Source organism: Chitinophaga oryziterrae, assembly GCF_009758125.1.
GTDB lineage: Bacteria > Bacteroidota > Bacteroidia > Chitinophagales > Chitinophagaceae > Chitinophaga > Chitinophaga oryziterrae.
This window is the reverse complement of the sequence record NZ_WRXO01000003.1, coordinates 48,724-65,689: the sequence shown is the minus strand read 5'-3', so window position 1 is coordinate 65,689 and position 16,966 is coordinate 48,724. Positions and strand designations below refer to the sequence as shown.

The window sequence follows — 16,966 nt, the reverse complement described above, 5'->3', positions numbered from 1 at the left end:
GGCTTGCCTCAATAACAGATATCCAATCATGAAAGAAACCACGACCCCAATACGGCGTTGGCCAAAATGGCTGGTATTAATGTGTTGCAGTATCGGAATCTTTTTTATTCTAATCATTGCAAACATTATTGTAAATAACATTGTTCAAAACAAGGTCCGGGAAAAATTACGCCAACTTTCTCCTTTGGCAAAAGTTAGTTTTTCCTCCATCAGAAGCAATTTATTTTCTTCCTCAATTTCATTCAACAATCTTAAAATAGATTATACCCCAGACAGTAATCATCATCAACATTCACTTTATTTTTCAACAGCCGAACTTAATGGCATTAATCTTTTTAAGGTCATATTCCATCAGACACTTTCAGTAAATAATTTAAAGCTCCGTAATGGGGTAATTAAACTTGATGAGTTTCTTCTGAATGAAAAGGATACTGCTCAAAAAAATAAGTTTCCCCCGATTCCTTTCCGGCATATTTCGATCAGTCATTTCGAATTAACAGCGATCAATATATGGATGCATTCTGACCAGAAAAAGCAGCTATCACTAAAAGGAAGTATAACCATTGATGAAATAGGCATCAATGATTTAAACAAACCCTTTACCAGTAACAATCTTCATTTCGGGGCCTTCGAAAGCAGTTTATCCGAAATTAATTATGCCATACCCGAAACTTATCATACGTTACAAATAAAGAATTTAACTATAGACAGTAAAAAAGGAATAGTACAAATTGATTCTTTAAAAACTATACCATTATTCAGCAAACATACATTTTTCAGGAAATCAAAAAACCAACCTATCCTTGTTGAATCAACAATTTCAAACATAACAATGCTAAAAATGAATGTTATGAAATTGTTCGATGGAAAATTTATTGCAGAAAAAATGATATTAAATCAGACGGATTTAAACATACGCGGTGAAGCTAACGAATCAAAAAGACCATCTGCTTATTTGAAAGAAATTCCTTTAGAAATACAAATAGATACTTTCAGGGTTAATCATTCGTCAATTGCTTACGAAGGGCCCGACATTTCCATTCCCATGCCTATTAAAGATATCTCCATTAACCATCTTGAAATAGTAAAAACCGATCTATCGCTGCATTCCGACAAGATAAATCAGTTAAAATTAAATGGTGATATTGTCATTGATAAAATAAAAATGACTAAAACAGATGGTCCCCGTTTTTCAGGTGTCACCTGTGCATTACACGATATTAATTCCTCAATACCTGGTGCTTATCAGAACATTCAAATTAAAAAGCTGATCATTGATAGTAAAAAGGAAATATTACAGATTGCTTTTTTGAAAATCACTCCGCAATACGACAAATTTGAGTTGGGCCATAAGACAGGACACCAGACAGATGTGGTTGAAGCAACAATTCCTGGCATAGAAATAGTAAAACTGGATGTTTTAAAGCTGTTTGAAAAACAATTAATTGCTGAAAAAATATTGATTAAAGAAAGCAACATATATGTTTTCAGAGACAGGAGATTACCTCGTTTGTTAGAACATCAGCCATTACCCGTCGCTCTTTTGAAAAGTCTTCCGCTTGGTATCCGGGTAAAGAATGTACATGTTAATCATTCCACAATAACATATGAGGAGTTTCCCAAAGATGGTTTGCTAACCGGTACACTGAAAATAGAAAAATTCCAGCTATCCATATCTCCTCTTATTAACCATCCCGTCCAATCCGATTCTGATCATATGAATATGAATGTAGAAGGTTCTTTAATGGGTTCAGGAACATTAAACGTATCCATTTATCTACCCCTTAACCCAAAGACGGATTATTATATAAATGGCGTGGTCAGAGATTTAGATATTACCCGGTTAAATTCACCAGCAGAAAATCTTGGTAAATTTCATATAGAATCAGGAGTGCTTAATAATTTAGCATTCCGTTTCAGCCTGAATGAAGAAAAGGCAAACGGAACAATTGTGGGAGAATACCATAATCTTGTTGTGGACAAATTAAAGGGCAACGTTAAAAAAACAGCATGGTTCCCATCTTTCATGCTGAAGCATCTGATCATTCCTAAAAACAAAGATAAATCGCTGGATGTATCGAAGCGTACAGGCAGCATAGATTATAAGTGCGACAGCACCCGTCTGTTCTCTTTTAATCTTTTAAAATCGTTGATCTATGGCATAGACGCCAGTTTTACACTGGGATTTCTTCTGCCTAAATAGTCATGAAAAACAAATGACCTGTTGCTTTAACAGGTCACTTGTTTTCACAGCGTATAATACAATTTATTTTTTCTTCTTACCCTTTACCTTCGCGCCTCTCGTCTTTGGTTTCCCGTACTTCTTCATCATCTTATCTGCATGGGATACTTTCCTGTTCACCTTCCTGTTCTTGGCAGATTTTTCATGGAAAGCCGGACCGGATAATTCTTTAGCCGGAAGTTTGATCAGGTAGTTCTTCATTTTCACCTGTGGCAGCTCATCTTCTGTCAGCACATCAGAGATCACCAGGTTCTCAGGTAATGGTTGCATAGGGATCCTGTAACTCATCAACCCTTCTATACTCTCCTGGAACTCCTTTTCTGCCGGTTTCACAAAAATCAGCGCTATCCCGTCCTTATCCGCACGACCTGTTCTGCCAATACGGTGCAGGTAATTCTCCGGTACTTCCGGTGTATCAAAGTTAATAACATGGGTTACTTCTGCAATATCCAACCCGCGGGCAATGATATCTGTTGCAATAATAAACCGGTAGTTACCTTCTTTGAACTGCTTTACTGTGTTGAAACGGTGGTTCTGCTCTTTATTGGAGTGCATCACACCTACTTTTTCCGGGAATTTGGCAGAGATCAGCTCGTACAATTCGTTTGCCAGCTCTTTTGTAGCAACGAACACCAGCACCCTGGCCATGTCTTCGTTTTCTGTCAGCAGTAATTCCAGCAGGTTCACCTTGGTGTGGAAGTTAGGAACATCATAACCTATCTGCTGGATGTTCTTCAACGGGGTACCAGTAGGGGCAGCCTCTATCGTTACCGGATCATTGAAGTAGGTGGTCATCAGTTTCTGCACTTCTTCCGTGATAGTAGCAGAGAACAACAGGTTCTGCCTCTTTAAAGGCAGCAGGTCCAGGATCATGTTGATCTGCGGGCGGAACCCCAGGTTCATCATCTCATCTACCTCATCTATCACCAGGCGTTTAATGGCTTTCGTCTTTAAAGCCCCGCTCAGGATCAGGTCCACTAAGCGGCCGGGAGTGGCAACGACCACGTCCAGCTTCTTTTCGGCTGCTTCCATCTGGGGATTCATATTTACGCCGCCGTAAAAACCGGCTACTTCCACTGTCATATAGGTGGTTAACTGCTTTACAGCTTCGACTACCTGTACTACCAGTTCGCGGGTAGGCACTACAATCAGCATCTGGGCGTAACGGTCTTTCGAAAATTTGAACAGCCGTAACATGGGAAGCAGGTATGCAAAAGTCTTACCCGTGCCCGTTTGGGCTATTCCACATACATCGCGGCCGGACATTACTACAGAGAAAACCTTCTGCTGAATAGTGGTGGGCTGTACATAGTCCAGGTCACTTAAAGCGTTTAGTAAAGGTTTGCTCAGGTTTAATTCTTCAAAAGTCATATCTCTTAAATAAACCGCAAAGGTAATGTAATCTTCAGGAAGAATTTGCGTCTTTTGTACATTAATAGGAAATGAGCTACTTTTGCGGGCAATATGAAATCACTAGCCGTTATAGTTTTTGCAATGTTCTTCTTTATTGGTGCGCATGCACAGGAAGATACCCTGCCTCCTTTAAAAGTAAAAGATGTAAATGGCAAATCCTTTACACTGAACGATTTTAAGGGGAAAGTGACGTTCATCAGGATGTGGAAGTCTTATGAGCCCAGCGTAGCAGACCTTGCTTTCGTGGAATGGCTGGAGAAACAATACGGATCAAAGATCGGGTACATCTACCTCTGTAGTGAATCTTTCACGGATGCCTGGAAGAAGACGTTCGCCCGTTTCCCGGATTTAAAGGGAATACAGTTAGTGACAGATGGAGATGAGAAAAAATGGGAAGCTTTCCTGGAGCATTATTCACAAATAGCCATCGTTGGTAAAGAAGGGGATATTTATTATCAGAATGATTACCAGTTTGAAGCTGGTCTGGAAGAGTTGTTGAAATAGCATTTTTAGTGATGGCGTTTCGCACCATCACTAAAAATGGAAGGTGTTGTACAGGGCTTAGCCCTGCACCCCCAAATTAACTACATTCTTCTACCAGGTAAACGATAGATTCGTAATTCTTCTTTGTAACATTCTCCAGCGCCATCTCACAGGTCTTGGAGCTGGAATAATACCCCTGCCTGGGCTGTTCCACCACTTCCTTTGCTTCTAAATTCGTAGCAGACTTCACCAGCTCAGGGAATAAGAAGCCCCTGTCTCCCGCCATCCCGCAACAACCTGCATAGATGGGTACATTCACGTTATTTGCACATGCTTTGGCGATGTTCGCCAGCTTATGCGCATTCTTCATTTTAGTCAAAGAACAAACGGGATGTAAGGCCACATTATCCTTCTTTACTTTAATAGAAAGAGAAGGTACTACATGGTCATATAGAAAATCAACCGTATCGAGGATCACCAGCTTATCAAAACGGGCTTTATTTTCATCATTCAGATAAGGTCTGCATTCCAGTAAAGTATAGGTGCAGGAACTCATATCCAGGATGACCGGCAGCTTGCCCTGCCGGGTTTCCTGCCATAACCATTCGATGGTCCTGTTCTTGGTATAAGCTGCTGCTGAAGCAAATCCCTTGGAAGAGAATGGCTGTCCGCAGCAATGCCCGTGAATGTTTACAGGGATTTGAATGCTGATACCCACACGTTGTGCAACTGTCAGCAAACTATCAATGACACTCTTTTTTCCTTCCAGACTGCTACCCATGCTACGGGTGATACAAGTGGCAAAGTATATAAATGAAGGTTGACCGGTTTTAGTCTTTGTAATACGTACAGGCCCGGTTTGCTCCGCCATCCATAAAGGGAAAGAAGGAACGATCTTTTTAAAGACCCCGGTGATGTTTGTCATGGCCCGTTTGCCCAGTATCTTATTCACCAGTACTCCAGATGCCAGTAACACCTTTACCACACTTTCTACGGTGTTGAAATGCTTAGCGGCCTGTATAGCTACATTATTGGCAAAAGAGGAATGGTTCTCTTTACGCAGACGTTTTACCAGGTCCCCGGTATTGATGTCTACCGGGCATTCGGTGGCACAGAGGCCATCTACGGCACAGGTATCCAGTCCGTCGTACTGATATTGCTGTAATAATGTTTTATGATCTGCTGTATTACCTTCTTTCTTAAAGTTAGCCAGGGCACGCCTTACTACGATCCTTCTCCTGGGTGTCATGGTCAGGTCGCGGCTGGGACATTTATGCTCGCAGTAACCGCATTCGATACATTTATCCACCTCTTCCTCTACTTCGGGCAGCGATTTCAGATTTTTGATGTGCGCCAGTTTATCATCATTGATGATCACTCCCGGGTTCAGGATCTGCTGCGGGTCTACCAGTTCCTTTAATTGCTGCATGATCTGGTATGCCTCTGCCCCCCACTCTGCTTCTACGAATGGCGCCATATTACGGCCGGTCCCATGTTCTGCTTTCAGCGTACCATCGTATTTGTCTACCACCAGCGTAACCACTTCATCCATGAACTGACGGTAACGTTCTATTTCTACCGCTGTATTGAAAGACTGGGTAACCACGAAGTGTATATTCCCGTCTTTTGCATGACCGAAAATGATAGCATTCCCGTATTCATATTTTACAAAAAGCACCTGTAAGTCTGATAAAGCGGCGGCCAGCTGCTCTACAGGGAAAGCGATATCTTCCAGGATCACCGTGGTGCCTTTGGCACGTACAGCTCCGACGGAAGGGAACATCCCCTTTCTTATTTTCCAGTATAGCTCGCGGGTGGTAACGTCCGTAGTGAATGCTGCAGGAGTGAGCAGGGATAAAGGGATCTGCTCAAAGGCAGCTATTTTCTGTTCCAGCCTTTCTTCATCTGTATCCTGGTACTCTACCAGCAGTCCGGCGGCTGTTTCCGGTAATAATCTGATGATGTCCGGGATACCTTTGATCGTTTCTACGGAACGTAATGAGGCCCTGTCCATCAGTTCTATCATCTCTGCCCCGGATGATTTCAGCGGTACAATAGCGTCACAGGCCTCTTTCATATCCCTGAAAAAGAGAATAGTGGTGGATTTTGCCGGATAATCCGGTACGGTATCCATCACAGCTTCCGCGATGAAGCCCAGCGTTCCTTCTGCACCTATTAATAAGTGGGCGAAGATATCCAGGGGATGGGTATAGTCTACGAAGGCGTTCAGCGAGTACCCAACGGTGTTCTTGGTGAGATATTTCCGGCGGATCCTGTCGTATAAGGTGGTATTGTTCAGTACCTGTTGTCTAAGCCGCGTGATACCATTTGCCAGTCCGGCGGATTCCGTTTCAAAACGGGTATAGTCCTCCTTTACGGCAGTATTATAGGCCTGCCCGTCCGGGAGCAGGAAATGTAATGACCGGATGGTATGATAAGAGTTCAGCTTTACACCGCAACACATACCGCTGGAGTTATTGGATAAAATCCCTCCCATCATGGCGGTGTTGATAGAGGCCGGGTCCGGGCCTATCTTTACTTTATGGCTTTTCAGCATATGGTTCACCACGGAGCCTGTTACTCCGGGCTGCACCCTCACGGCTGCCCCTTCATTTAATGGCTGTACTTTCCGCCAGTGCTGGCTGATATCTGCCAGTATGCCGTCCGTAATAGCCTGGCCGGATAAGCTGCTCCCGCCTGCCCGGAAGGTAAGCGGGATGTTCAGACGCCTGCATAAGGCGAATAACGCCCTTACTTCATCTATACTGACCGGCTGCACGACAGCCTTCGGTACCAGGTGGTAAAAGCCCGCATCTGCGGCATAGGAAACTACATCTACCAGGCGGCTTTTGATTCTTTCGGCAGGAAATATACTCTCCAGGTGCCCCACAATGTCTGCTGTTGAAAGTACGGTGACCATAATGGGGACAATAATACAAAAAAAAGACCGTCAAAGTCAAATGACTAAGACGGCTAAATTTTCCAGAGAAGAGATAATTATTTTTTCTGATAGTTACCGGCTACGCCGACCAGCCTGTCGGGATAATCAGTAATCATTCCATCTACCCCATAAGAGATCATCTTTTCCATATCACTAACCTCGTTCACCGTCCAGGGAAGAACAGCTACTTTTGTCTCATGCGCTTCTTTCACCAGCTCCGGTGTAACAAGTGCAAAATAAGGACTGTAGATATCTGGTGTAAACCCAAGCGTTTTGATATTATTCGCAAAGCTCTCCCTGTTCATAATCAGCAAAGCCGTTTTTTGTTTTGGAAAATCTTTATGAATGATCTGTAATGTTCTGATATCAAAAGACTGGATAGTAACCCTGTCTGCAATATGTTTTTTGTTGATCACGTCCATTACCAAAGAAGAGAATACATCTGGTGCAGGATGGTAAGTACCATCGCCTTGTGGAGAACATTTAGTCTCCATGTTATAATAAACCGGTTTCAGGTGATGCAGTTTTACATACGCTTCCACACTGTCTATTAACTCGGACAATAATGGTTTGTACGTTTTCATTTTACGCTGATCATGAAACTCAGGATGAGGCTTGCTGCCAGCATCGAATTTACGGATGCTGTCGTAAGTCATTTTATACAACGCGTAGTTTTTTTCGTCTTTTTTATCAATGTCTGAGCCATCGGGTTTACGCATAAAGTCGGCCGACATATACACATCATGTGATACCACTACTTTATTATCCGAAGAGATCACACAATCCAGTTCCAGTGTTCTCGTACCAAGATCAATAGCATGAATCATAGCAGGAATGGTATTTTCCGGCATTAATGCCCGTCCGCCACGATGCGATTGCACATCTGTTTTTTGCTGGGCAGATGCACCTGTTGCCATTAACAGTAAAATAAAAATGTATTTCATATTGATTCGGTTTTTTATTGTAACGACCATATTATCTACACTATGCAAGCTGTTATTTAGTATCGTTCTTCTTTATGATAATTGTGTCATGCAGCTGGGCTATGGTAAGGTGGTTCACGCTTTTCATTACCTGTAATATCGTCATGAGAGAATCTGTGGGCAGAATGGCTCCGGTGAAACAGGTTGTGTCCAGTTCTTCTGCATCATATAAGATTGGTACCTGGTATTTTTCAGATAATGTTTCCAGTACTTTACTGATGGGTATACTATTAAAATTCAGGGCACCTTTAACGTGATCTGCGTTGTCTTTCTCATCAATGACTGTCACGGCGTCCTTTGCTGCGTCATATTTCATCTGCTGACCGGGAGAAAGGTATACGGGCTCTTTCCAACCTGTTGGTTGTTCTTTTCCCGCAGGCTTTATCATTACTTTACCGCTGTACAATTTTACGGTTACACCCTCTTTATCCTGTGCTACATTAAAGGTGGTACCAAGTACAGTAGTAGCGGTAGCTCCCGCGTATACTATAAATGGATTACGCGGGTTTCTGGTCACGTCAAATGATGCGTGCCCCTGCAGCATGATCTCTCTTTTTTGTTGTACGAATGGTTCCTTAAAGCGAATCACACTATTTTTAAAAAGATGTACTGAGGAGCCATCCGGTAAGGTGATCACTTCCTTTTTATTGGTATTGTTTCGTTTTTCCTGCCAAACTATGCCGGCGTTCCTGTTTACAGTATCATTATCCGGTTTTTTCAACGACGCCAGCATAGCAGTTTTGCTATTATTTTTTTGAAATAATACAAATGTAACGATCAACAGTATACTTGCCGCGATGGCAGTCCATACATTCCTTTTTACTTTCTTTATTCCAGATACCTGCGTGGTTATCTCCTGATATATTACCTCACTCAATTCACCTGGCAGCGGGGTTTCTCCATCCGCACTTTCCCACTCTTCTTTTAAGTGGTCTTGTAATACAGAAGGATTTTCCTGTAGATAGACGGCTATCTTTTTCGCTTCCCTGCCGGAATACATTCCTTTTAGAAACATGTCTATCTGCTCGCTTGTTAGTTGCATGAATGGTTAATATCAAAATTGATTACGCATAGAAATAAGGGTACCCCCTGCTGTTAACATTTAGATAACAAAGATAAGCTAGAGATGAATTGACCTGACATAGCGCAAAGCCTTTGTTATATGGTCTTCTACGGTTTTAACGTGGATAGACAGATGGTGTGCGATTTCTTTGTTGGTAAAACCATGGACTAATCTTAGTTCTATTACTTTTTTACGTACGGGTGGTAAATTGGCTATAGCAGCGTTCAGGTAATTTACCTGTTCGAACTCCTGCATAGGGTGTGCAATGGTATGGTTATCATTCATTTGTGCTGCAATATTCGCCTGCATGTTATTTTGATGTGTTTCCCTGCGGTAGTGGTCCACCAGGATCGAATTGGCGATGGTGAACAGCTGTGTCTCTATCGTGAATTCTTCTTTCAGCGTATGCCTGTATTGCCAGAGCTTGACAAACGTCTTCTGTGTCAGCTCCTTTGCAGTATCATGCGAATCATTCCTCTTGAGAAAAAAGCGGAATACCTTTCTATGCAACAAATCGTAGATCTGTTTGAAGACCTTTTCGTTTCCATCATTCAGTTGAGAGATTACACTCATTAAATACAACAATTTGCGATAGTGATCTATTTGGCAAGGAAGAATGCAAATTGGGTATAAATGTTGAAACGTAAAGTTATGTTACTGTTAACAGCATATTAACAGATCTTACTTCGCACCATCGATTGTACTTTGTTTATAATTATTAACAGCAGGTTTATATTTTACATTTTCTATTTTGATGACTACAGGGTTCGGCCATTTCCTGTCGGTGTAAAAACGTTGCCCGTTTACAGCGCTGATGAGCAAACCTACCGGGGTGGACTGTACGTAAATACCGGCATCAAATCCTTCTTTGTATTCTACCAGCTCACTGCCGTAACCTAATATGGATACTTTGGTATGTTCATTGCCTTGCAGGGTACGTAGCACCAGGTCTTTGCGTTCTCCATATTTCCAGTCTTTTCCGCCGGGAACAAACGCGTAAACTGTGCTGGTATCTTTGGCGCGGGTGAACCATACATTTCCTTCATGAGAGATGTTCCAGGGTCTTACACCGCTCACAGATTCGCCATTAGCCAGGTTCCAGAGGGCCAGCTCACGGAGCAGCGCTTCCTGTTCTATCTGGATTTCCCCGTCTGGTTTAGGGCCCACGTTCAGTAATAGATTCCCCCCTTTCGCGCGGGTCTCTATCAGCATATTGATCATCTCTGTACCGGACTTCTGCGGATCATTCGTAGGTTTGTACTGCCAGTCGGTCCCCATAGTGAAACAGGCCTCCCAGGGGCCGGGTAATATGGCGTCTGGTAACTCCTGCTCGGGCGTGTTCATTTGTCCGCGGGTGACAACGATCTCCGGTTGCAGTTGCCAGGCGTATTCCTTGAGGCCTTCTGCAGGACCATCGAAGAAGATGAAGTCTATCTTACCATAGTTGGTAAGCAGTTCCTTCAGCTGTGATTTATCGTAAGCCATCAGTCCGGGGTTCTTCTCCGGGAAGTGCTGCGGAAGCTGCATCCTGCCAATGGGAATATGGTGCTGATAGAGGTAGTAAAAGTCTTCCGGAGAGTAGTACACCCCGATAGCGATCCCCTGCTTACGGAAGGCATCAAAAATGGCTTTTGTGGCATCCTTTTTAAAAGGGGTGTTCATGATATTGAACGCCGTGGTTTTAGTATCCCACATGCAGAAGCCGGCATGGTGTTTTGCGGTAAATACCACGTACTTCATACCAGCCAGTTTAGCCAGTACGGCCCAGTCGTCCGGATCGAATTTATGCGGATTGAATGTCTTAGGCAGTTCTTCGGTGAAACGTTTCAGGTAATCATCGGATGCCCCTGCCATCGAATGACTGATCACGGCCCCTACCTGAACGTCCACGCTCCAGTGAATGAACATACCCAGGCCCAGGTCCATGAACCACTTTTCTTTTTCAGGTGTATTGGCTGTTTTTTGCGCGTTGGCATACAGGCACATGACAAGGCAGACTACTGCCATCAAAGAACGTTTCACCATATTATTCACATTTCGGATGCGATAATGATACGGAGAAAAAGCTATAAATGCAAGAAAGCCTCCTGTTGGTAGTGACTCAGTTTGAATATTATTTATGATAGCCAGATGTTGTAGATCATAAATACACTGCATCTGACTGTTTAGTTCACTGATTTAGCTTTGGAATATGAGTTCAGGATTTGTTTTTCAATTTAACTTCACCTAATATTCACGTCAGATAAGGTGTATTTATTGATCAACAACACCTGGCGCAAAGATTATGTAATCAAACTGAGTCAACACTCTCCTGTTTAGAATAATTCTGCCAATTTCTTATCCAGTGCGGTTTCATTCTCCCCGCCTTCCCCGTACCGCCCTATAATCACCCCATTCCTGTCTATCAGTATTTTGGTAGGAAGAGAGCGGATCCCGTATTTATCATTCAGATCTGCTTCCTTCCTTATCTTCTTCATATTCATTCCACGGAGCACCTGATGCCAGATACCTATTTTGTCTTTTGCGACAGCCATCCGCCATTCCTGCGGCTGTTTATCATTATCAGAAATACCTATTATTGTAAACCCTTTACTGCGGTACTGATTAAACAGTGCTATCAGATGAGGATTACCATGGCGGCAGGGTACGCACCAACTGGCCCAGAAATCAAGTAATACATAACTACCTCTGAAAGCTGATAGCTGTAACGGCTTGTTATTGATATCTACTGTGCTGAAATCGGGAGCCATACTACCCGGTAAACCTGATATCACCTTTTGGATCTCCTTTGCTATTGCCCTGCCGTATTCGCTGTCCCTGATAACCGGAGATAAACTTTTGTAAAGATGCTGTACGGAATCCAGCGGGAGCGCATTGACAAAATAGATTAGCTTCATAGCGCTGACATATGAATCAGGATGTGTTGCAATAAACTGTAGTGTGAGGTCCTGAACCCGGTTGTTGTAAGCCCCCAACCTGTCATGTATAACAGCCATCACTTCCCTGAGGGAATCCAGCACATGATCATCCGCCTTATTTTGTACGGCGGCATCATACACCTTCTCCTCTTTATCGAATTCTCCGGAAAGCGCTTTTATTTCTTCCTGAACCTGGTTAACAGCGCTATCCAGCCAGGCAGACTCCCGTTCTGTAGCAGCCCCTCCAACGGTTGTATTCCTCAGGTCTTTCTGTGCATTTGTGTTTGTAACGGATAGCGTCAAACCAAATAAAAGCAATAATGTCTTCATTGAATTTTATACCCTGGTTTTTGTACCATTAAAGCCTGCCAAAGTACATTATTTAACAGGAATATTTAATCCCCTCTAGGGGTATACTGTAATTTTATCGTTAGTTCCTATGTGTTAAACTCTTGTTATACAACTAAAATACATTTTTTTAAATTTTAATATATCGTATTTTGTGTCGAATATGCCAATGTATTTTTTCGTTTTACCGTTTATTTACCTGATCTCCCTATTGCCGTTTCCGCTGTTTTATGGGGTGTGCGACTTTATGTTCTTCATACTGTATTACGTTACGGGCTACCGTAAGAAAGTAGTATTGCAGAATTTACGTAATGCATTCCCGGAAAAGTCAGAAAAGGAAATCAGGGGTATCAGCAGACGCTTCTACAGGTATTTCTGTGATTTGCTGCTGGAAACGTTTAAAACGCTGACCATTTCCAGGGCTTCGGCCATTAAACGCTGTAAACTGACTCCGGAAGCGCTGGCGGTATTTACCCGTTATGCCGAAGAGGGTAAAAGTATTATGGTGGTAATGGGCCATTACGGCAACTGGGAATGGGCGGGAAATACTTTCAGCCTGGAGTGTAAACATCACCTGTACGTGGTATATCATCCCCTGTCCAATAAATATTTCGACGGACTGATATACAGAATGCGCAGCCGCTTCGGTACCGGGCTGATCCCCATGAAAGATACTTTCAGGGATATGGTAAGCAATAAAGGAGAGCTGAGCGCTACCGCTTTCATTGCTGATCAGACACCTGCGCCAACGAGTGCTTTCTGGACCACCTTCCTGAACCAGGATACGCCTGTTTTCCAGGGAACAGAGAAGATTGCCCGTAAGCTGAATTATCCGGTAGTATATGCCAAAGTACAAAGGGTGAAAAGAGGATATTACGAGATTTCGGCAAGAACGCTGTTTGAAGAACCCGCTATGACAAGTGATGGTGAAATTTCTGCTGCTCATACCAAAGCACTGGAAGAGGACATCTGTAAACAACCTGAATACTGGTTGTGGAGCCACAGAAGATGGAAACACAAACGTCCGGAACCCGTTAAAAAGACAACATCACCAATTATATACTGAAACCTACAATGCTTCAAGGAAAACAACTGATTCTGGCTACAAAACCATTTGCCAAAGAAACACCGTGGAAGAGCTGGTATTATACGCTAACGACAGCAGCCATTCTCCTGGGTCTCTATGCAGCTGTAGCACTCATTCCATTTCTGCCGGTCCGCATATTATGCAGTGTTCTCTGCGGGCTGGTGATTGTGAGGATGTTTGTAATTTATCATGATTACCAGCACCACACGATCCTTTACAAATCTAAAATTGCTGATTTACTTTTTTCGGCTTTTGGTATTTTTATCCTGGCTCCGGCCAGTATCTGGAAACGCTCTCATGATCATCATCATGCGCATAATTCCAAGCTCTTTACTGCCAGTATCGGTTCTTATCCGATCATGACAAAACAGAAGTTCATGGAATCCACACCTGAAGAGCGCCGTGCTTATCTGATACAAAGACATCCTTTAACTATTCTCTTCGGATATATCAGCATGTTCGTAATGGGAATGAGCCTGCGTTCTTTTTTAAGCAGTCCTGTCCGTCATTTTGACTCATTGCTGGCGTTGATATTACATTTTACAGCGGGTACCCTTATATTCATTTATATGGGCTGGCTGAGCTGCTTATTGCTGTTGGTACTGCCTTTCTTTTTAGCCTGTGCTTTAGGCGCTTATCTTTTCTATGCGCAGCATAATTTCCCTGGGGTCACTTTCAGGGATAAACAAGGATGGTGCCACGAGAATGCGGCCATGGCCTCTTCCAGTTATTTACTGATGAATCCTTTCTGGAACTGGGTAACCGGTAATATCGGTTATCATCATATTCATCACCTGAATTCCCGCATCCCTTTTTATCGTTTGCCGGAAGCAATGGCAGCGATACCGGAATTACAACAGGCTAAAACAACCCGCCTAACGCCTTCTGATATTATTGCATGCCTGAAACTGAAGGTCTGGAACCCTGATGTAAATGCAATGGTGGGACTAAATCAACTATAACCTTATACTTAAATAATTGATAATGAAGCTCCTGGCAGATTGAAACCTGTCAGGAGCTTTTTTACTATAGCCCATAAGGTACTGAGATTCAACCTATATGAGGGTATAAGCCCTATATAAGCCCACTATAAGTCCACTACAACTTGTATACAAGCCCACCTTATTTAGAGTAGGCTTATATAGGGCTTAAAGTCCTGTTATTCCGGGGATAATCTACTTAAAGACTACCTATAGCTATTATATATGGATGAAGCAAAGTAAAAGGGGGGGCCTCGCTTACAAGGGGTTCCGAATACTAAAAAAATGAAGAAACCCTTCATTCACCTGCCTTTTACAAGGTGAATAAAGGGTTCAGTTAAGCCCCGTTAGCAGCTTTTATAATTTAGTATCCTGGATTCTGTACCATATTTGGACTATTCAGGATTACATTCATAGGGATAGGCAGCAGGCTATTGTGAGAGGTATATCCTTTGCTGGTTAATACCTGTGCAGCTAAGCCCCAGCGTACCAGGTTTGCAAAGCGGAATCCCTCTCTGCGGAATTCTCTCTGATAGGTATCTATCAGTGCAGCCTGTGCTTCGTCAGCGTTAGTCATGCTCATAGCAGGCATTCCCGACCTGTTACGGACAAGGGTGATTTTTTGCGCGGCCGGACTAAGCGAACCTATTAGAATCTCTCCTTCTGCGACCATCAGGTACAGTTCTGAGGTGCGTGCCACCGGGCAGAAACTACGGTTGTAGAAATATTGGTTGAACCCTGCAGGATAGCTACCACTAAGGTCCCATACGATTTCAGCACTTGATGCGTCTGCAAAGATCTGCGTAGAATCGACCAGGGAATAATGCCCGCTATTGATAACCTCGTTTGCATATGTTCTTGCCTGACTATAATTACTGTTGGCCACTAATGCCCGGGCCATCAGCGTTCTTGCAGCACTTTGGGTAAGAATGTGAACGGATGCTGTTACCGGTAAAGTAGCATATGCGATACCCAGCTCATTCACGATGAACTCATAAGTATCTCTCAGTGAGGTACGGCTGATATCAGCGGGTGCAGTCATACCGGAATAAATTGGCAAGCCTCCGAAATAGGTAGCCAGTTCCAGGTAAGTGAAAGCCCTTAAACCTCTTGCCTGTGCAGCTATTGATGTAGTGTCGCCAGTCATGGTTGGAAGACTGAGGATAATCCTGTTTAAGGTATTAATAGAAGCATACTCCGATACCCAGATATCGCTGATTCTGCTATCAGCAGCAGTAAACGTGAACTGATCGTAAGCACACCAGTCAGAGAAATCTGTACAATCTGCATCATCACTCATGATACCATCCAGCATTACCAGCGACTTGTGCATTACACCTACCTGTGTAATGACACTGTTCAGGCTTGTCTGTGCATCTGCCACGGTAGTGAACAACTTCATGCTGGAATTCTTTGGATAACCGATCAGGATCTTCTGCGCGGATATTTCTCCTTCGTTCACAATGATGGTGCGGGGAGGAGTTATTCCTTTATCGTTACTGTTTACAACACCATCCATGTTTAAGTCCGCAAAACGGAAATCACCGGCTGTATAGCCATACTGTAAAGGCATTCCGGAGGTCGCTTCTGTCTTCGTCTGAAAAAGGCTGTCTGTACTCACATAAGTATTACCGTCTGCATCCGGCCAGATATTAGACAGGGCTTCTTTTTTAACTACTACAAAGTAAGTAGCAACAGGCAGACCTGTAAAGTGCGCCACACCGTCATTATTTGTAAGAGCAGTAAAAGAAGGCGTATTGCTCTGGTATTCCTCTCTGGTGAGATACAGGTTTACAGTAGCACCGGCAAGAAGCTGACCGCTGCGGTTGGTTTCAGACCACTTTGTAGCATCGTATACGGTTACATCTGTACCTCCCGGACTGGTAGTAAGCATTTTAGCGATGCAATGCACCACCTGGCTACCGGCTTTACCATCTTTGACAGTGATCAATACCCCGTTGATGTAGATTTTTCCGTCTACAACTTTTACGATAAATATTTTGCCACTGAGGGTGGTCAGTTGTTTGCCATCTGTGAGGTCTGCGGCTTTGAATACGCCCTTCACGATATGACTTTTGATGATACTGTCCGGAAGGTCTTTTCCCATCGTTTTAGCGCCTATATCGTAGCCGCCGATGGTTTCGTTACCGGGAGCGAATATGGTGAGCCCTCCGCTGGCATCAGCAGTGCTGATGGCGATCTTTTTGAAGGCTGTTTCAAATTCACTCAGGGAATCTACGCCGGCCATGTAAGCAGAAACTTCAGTAACGGCTACGGGCTCAATGGTTTGTGGTGTTTGTGTGTCTTTTTTAGAGCACGCGAAAAGGCCGCACACCAATAAAGGGTAAAGGATTTTTTTCATAGAGGTTGTATGTTGATCAGATATATAGACAGTTTTTGATATTGTCCCATTAACAGGAATATAGGTACAGGTCCCTCACAATGGCTTGCAATATAGTAATTTATTTGAATGCATGAGGTATTTACAAAGGGTTTCTATAGCGCTTC

12 protein-coding genes are annotated in these 16,966 nt (G+C 43.2%); 4 read left to right on the top strand and 8 right to left on the bottom strand.

Going from position 1 to position 16,966, the window contains the following annotated elements; genetic code table 11:
- Nucleotides 1–28 precede the first annotated feature (28 nt).
- Nucleotides 29–2,203, top strand: a complete 2,175-nt coding sequence (locus tag GO495_RS12340) for a DUF748 domain-containing protein (RefSeq protein ID WP_157300001.1) — start codon at nt 29–31, stop codon at nt 2,201–2,203.
- Nucleotides 2,204–2,266: 63 nt separating this feature from the next.
- Here the strand turns inward: GO495_RS12340 and GO495_RS12335 are convergent, their stop codons facing one another.
- Complete coding sequence (locus tag GO495_RS12335) at nt 2,267–3,613, bottom strand: DEAD/DEAH box helicase (protein WP_157300000.1); 1,347 nt, start codon at nt 3,611–3,613, stop codon at nt 2,267–2,269.
- Between the two features lie 93 nt (nt 3,614–3,706).
- On the opposite strand from GO495_RS12335, the gene GO495_RS12330 reads away from it, so the two are divergent.
- A complete protein-coding gene (locus GO495_RS12330; RefSeq protein WP_157299999.1) occupies nt 3,707–4,159 on the top strand; it encodes a TlpA family protein disulfide reductase in 453 nt (150 codons plus the stop codon).
- A gap of 76 nt (nt 4,160–4,235) precedes the next feature.
- Here GO495_RS12330 and GO495_RS12325 read toward each other — a convergent pair whose 3' ends face one another.
- The 6 genes from GO495_RS12325 to GO495_RS12300 form a co-directional block, all read right to left on the bottom strand.
- Nucleotides 4,236–7,058 carry an FAD-binding and (Fe-S)-binding domain-containing protein gene (locus GO495_RS12325; RefSeq protein ID WP_157299998.1) on the bottom strand — a complete coding sequence of 941 codons (2,823 nt, stop codon included), beginning with the start codon at nt 7,056–7,058 and terminating at the stop codon, nt 4,236–4,238.
- A 77-nt stretch (nt 7,059–7,135) separates the two neighbouring features.
- Nucleotides 7,136–8,023: a glycerophosphodiester phosphodiesterase gene (locus GO495_RS12320; RefSeq protein ID WP_157299997.1), complete on the bottom strand. Its 888-nt coding sequence runs from the start codon at nt 8,021–8,023 to the stop codon at nt 7,136–7,138.
- 52 nt (nt 8,024–8,075) lie between these two features.
- A complete protein-coding gene (locus GO495_RS12315; protein WP_157299996.1) occupies nt 8,076–9,104 on the bottom strand; it encodes a FecR family protein in 1,029 nt (342 codons plus the stop codon).
- Between the two features lie 78 nt (nt 9,105–9,182).
- Nucleotides 9,183–9,698 (bottom strand): RNA polymerase sigma factor, encoded by a 516-nt coding sequence (locus GO495_RS12310; RefSeq protein WP_157299995.1) that lies wholly within the window; start codon nt 9,696–9,698, stop codon nt 9,183–9,185.
- Nucleotides 9,699–9,806: 108 nt separating this feature from the next.
- Complete coding sequence (locus tag GO495_RS12305) at nt 9,807–11,150, bottom strand: alpha-L-fucosidase (RefSeq protein ID WP_157299994.1); 1,344 nt, start codon at nt 11,148–11,150, stop codon at nt 9,807–9,809.
- Between the two features lie 290 nt (nt 11,151–11,440).
- Complete coding sequence (locus GO495_RS12300) at nt 11,441–12,373, bottom strand: TlpA family protein disulfide reductase (RefSeq protein WP_157299993.1); 933 nt, start codon at nt 12,371–12,373, stop codon at nt 11,441–11,443.
- 181 nt (nt 12,374–12,554) lie between these two features.
- On the opposite strand from GO495_RS12300, the gene GO495_RS12295 reads away from it, so the two are divergent.
- Nucleotides 12,555–13,457, top strand: coding sequence for a lysophospholipid acyltransferase family protein (locus tag GO495_RS12295; RefSeq protein ID WP_157299992.1), 903 nt, complete (start codon nt 12,555–12,557; stop codon nt 13,455–13,457).
- Between the two features lie 8 nt (nt 13,458–13,465).
- Entirely contained in the window at nt 13,466–14,440 is a 975-nt protein-coding gene (locus tag GO495_RS12290) for a fatty acid desaturase family protein (RefSeq protein ID WP_157299991.1), read from the top strand.
- Between the two features lie 382 nt (nt 14,441–14,822).
- Here the strand turns inward: GO495_RS12290 and GO495_RS12285 are convergent, their stop codons facing one another.
- Nucleotides 14,823–16,820 (bottom strand): RagB/SusD family nutrient uptake outer membrane protein, encoded by a 1,998-nt coding sequence (locus GO495_RS12285; protein WP_157299990.1) that lies wholly within the window; start codon nt 16,818–16,820, stop codon nt 14,823–14,825.
- Between the last annotated feature and the right edge of the window lie 146 nt (nt 16,821–16,966).

Excerpts from the sequence above, each read along its gene's own strand:
- GO495_RS12285 (WP_157299990.1), bottom strand. The coding sequence starts at position 16,820 with ATGAAAAAAATCCTTTACCCTTTATTGGTGTGCGGCCTTTTCGCGTGC.
- GO495_RS12305 (WP_157299994.1), bottom strand. The coding sequence starts at position 11,150 with ATGGTGAAACGTTCTTTGATGGCAGTAGTCTGCCTTGTCATGTGCCTG.
- GO495_RS12300 (WP_157299993.1), bottom strand. The coding sequence starts at position 12,373 with ATGAAGACATTATTGCTTTTATTTGGTTTGACGCTATCCGTTACAAAC.
- GO495_RS12295 (WP_157299992.1), top strand. The coding sequence starts at position 12,555 with ATGCCAATGTATTTTTTCGTTTTACCGTTTATTTACCTGATCTCCCTA.
- GO495_RS12310 (WP_157299995.1), bottom strand. The coding sequence starts at position 9,698 with ATGAGTGTAATCTCTCAACTGAATGATGGAAACGAAAAGGTCTTCAAA.
- GO495_RS12290 (WP_157299991.1), top strand. The coding sequence starts at position 13,466 with ATGCTTCAAGGAAAACAACTGATTCTGGCTACAAAACCATTTGCCAAA.
- GO495_RS12340 (WP_157300001.1), top strand. The coding sequence starts at position 29 with ATGAAAGAAACCACGACCCCAATACGGCGTTGGCCAAAATGGCTGGTA.
- GO495_RS12330 (WP_157299999.1), top strand. The coding sequence starts at position 3,707 with ATGAAATCACTAGCCGTTATAGTTTTTGCAATGTTCTTCTTTATTGGT.
- GO495_RS12315 (WP_157299996.1), bottom strand. The coding sequence starts at position 9,104 with ATGCAACTAACAAGCGAGCAGATAGACATGTTTCTAAAAGGAATGTAT.
- GO495_RS12335 (WP_157300000.1), bottom strand. The coding sequence starts at position 3,613 with ATGACTTTTGAAGAATTAAACCTGAGCAAACCTTTACTAAACGCTTTA.
- GO495_RS12320 (WP_157299997.1), bottom strand. The coding sequence starts at position 8,023 with ATGAAATACATTTTTATTTTACTGTTAATGGCAACAGGTGCATCTGCC.
- GO495_RS12325 (WP_157299998.1), bottom strand. The coding sequence starts at position 7,058 with ATGGTCACCGTACTTTCAACAGCAGACATTGTGGGGCACCTGGAGAGT.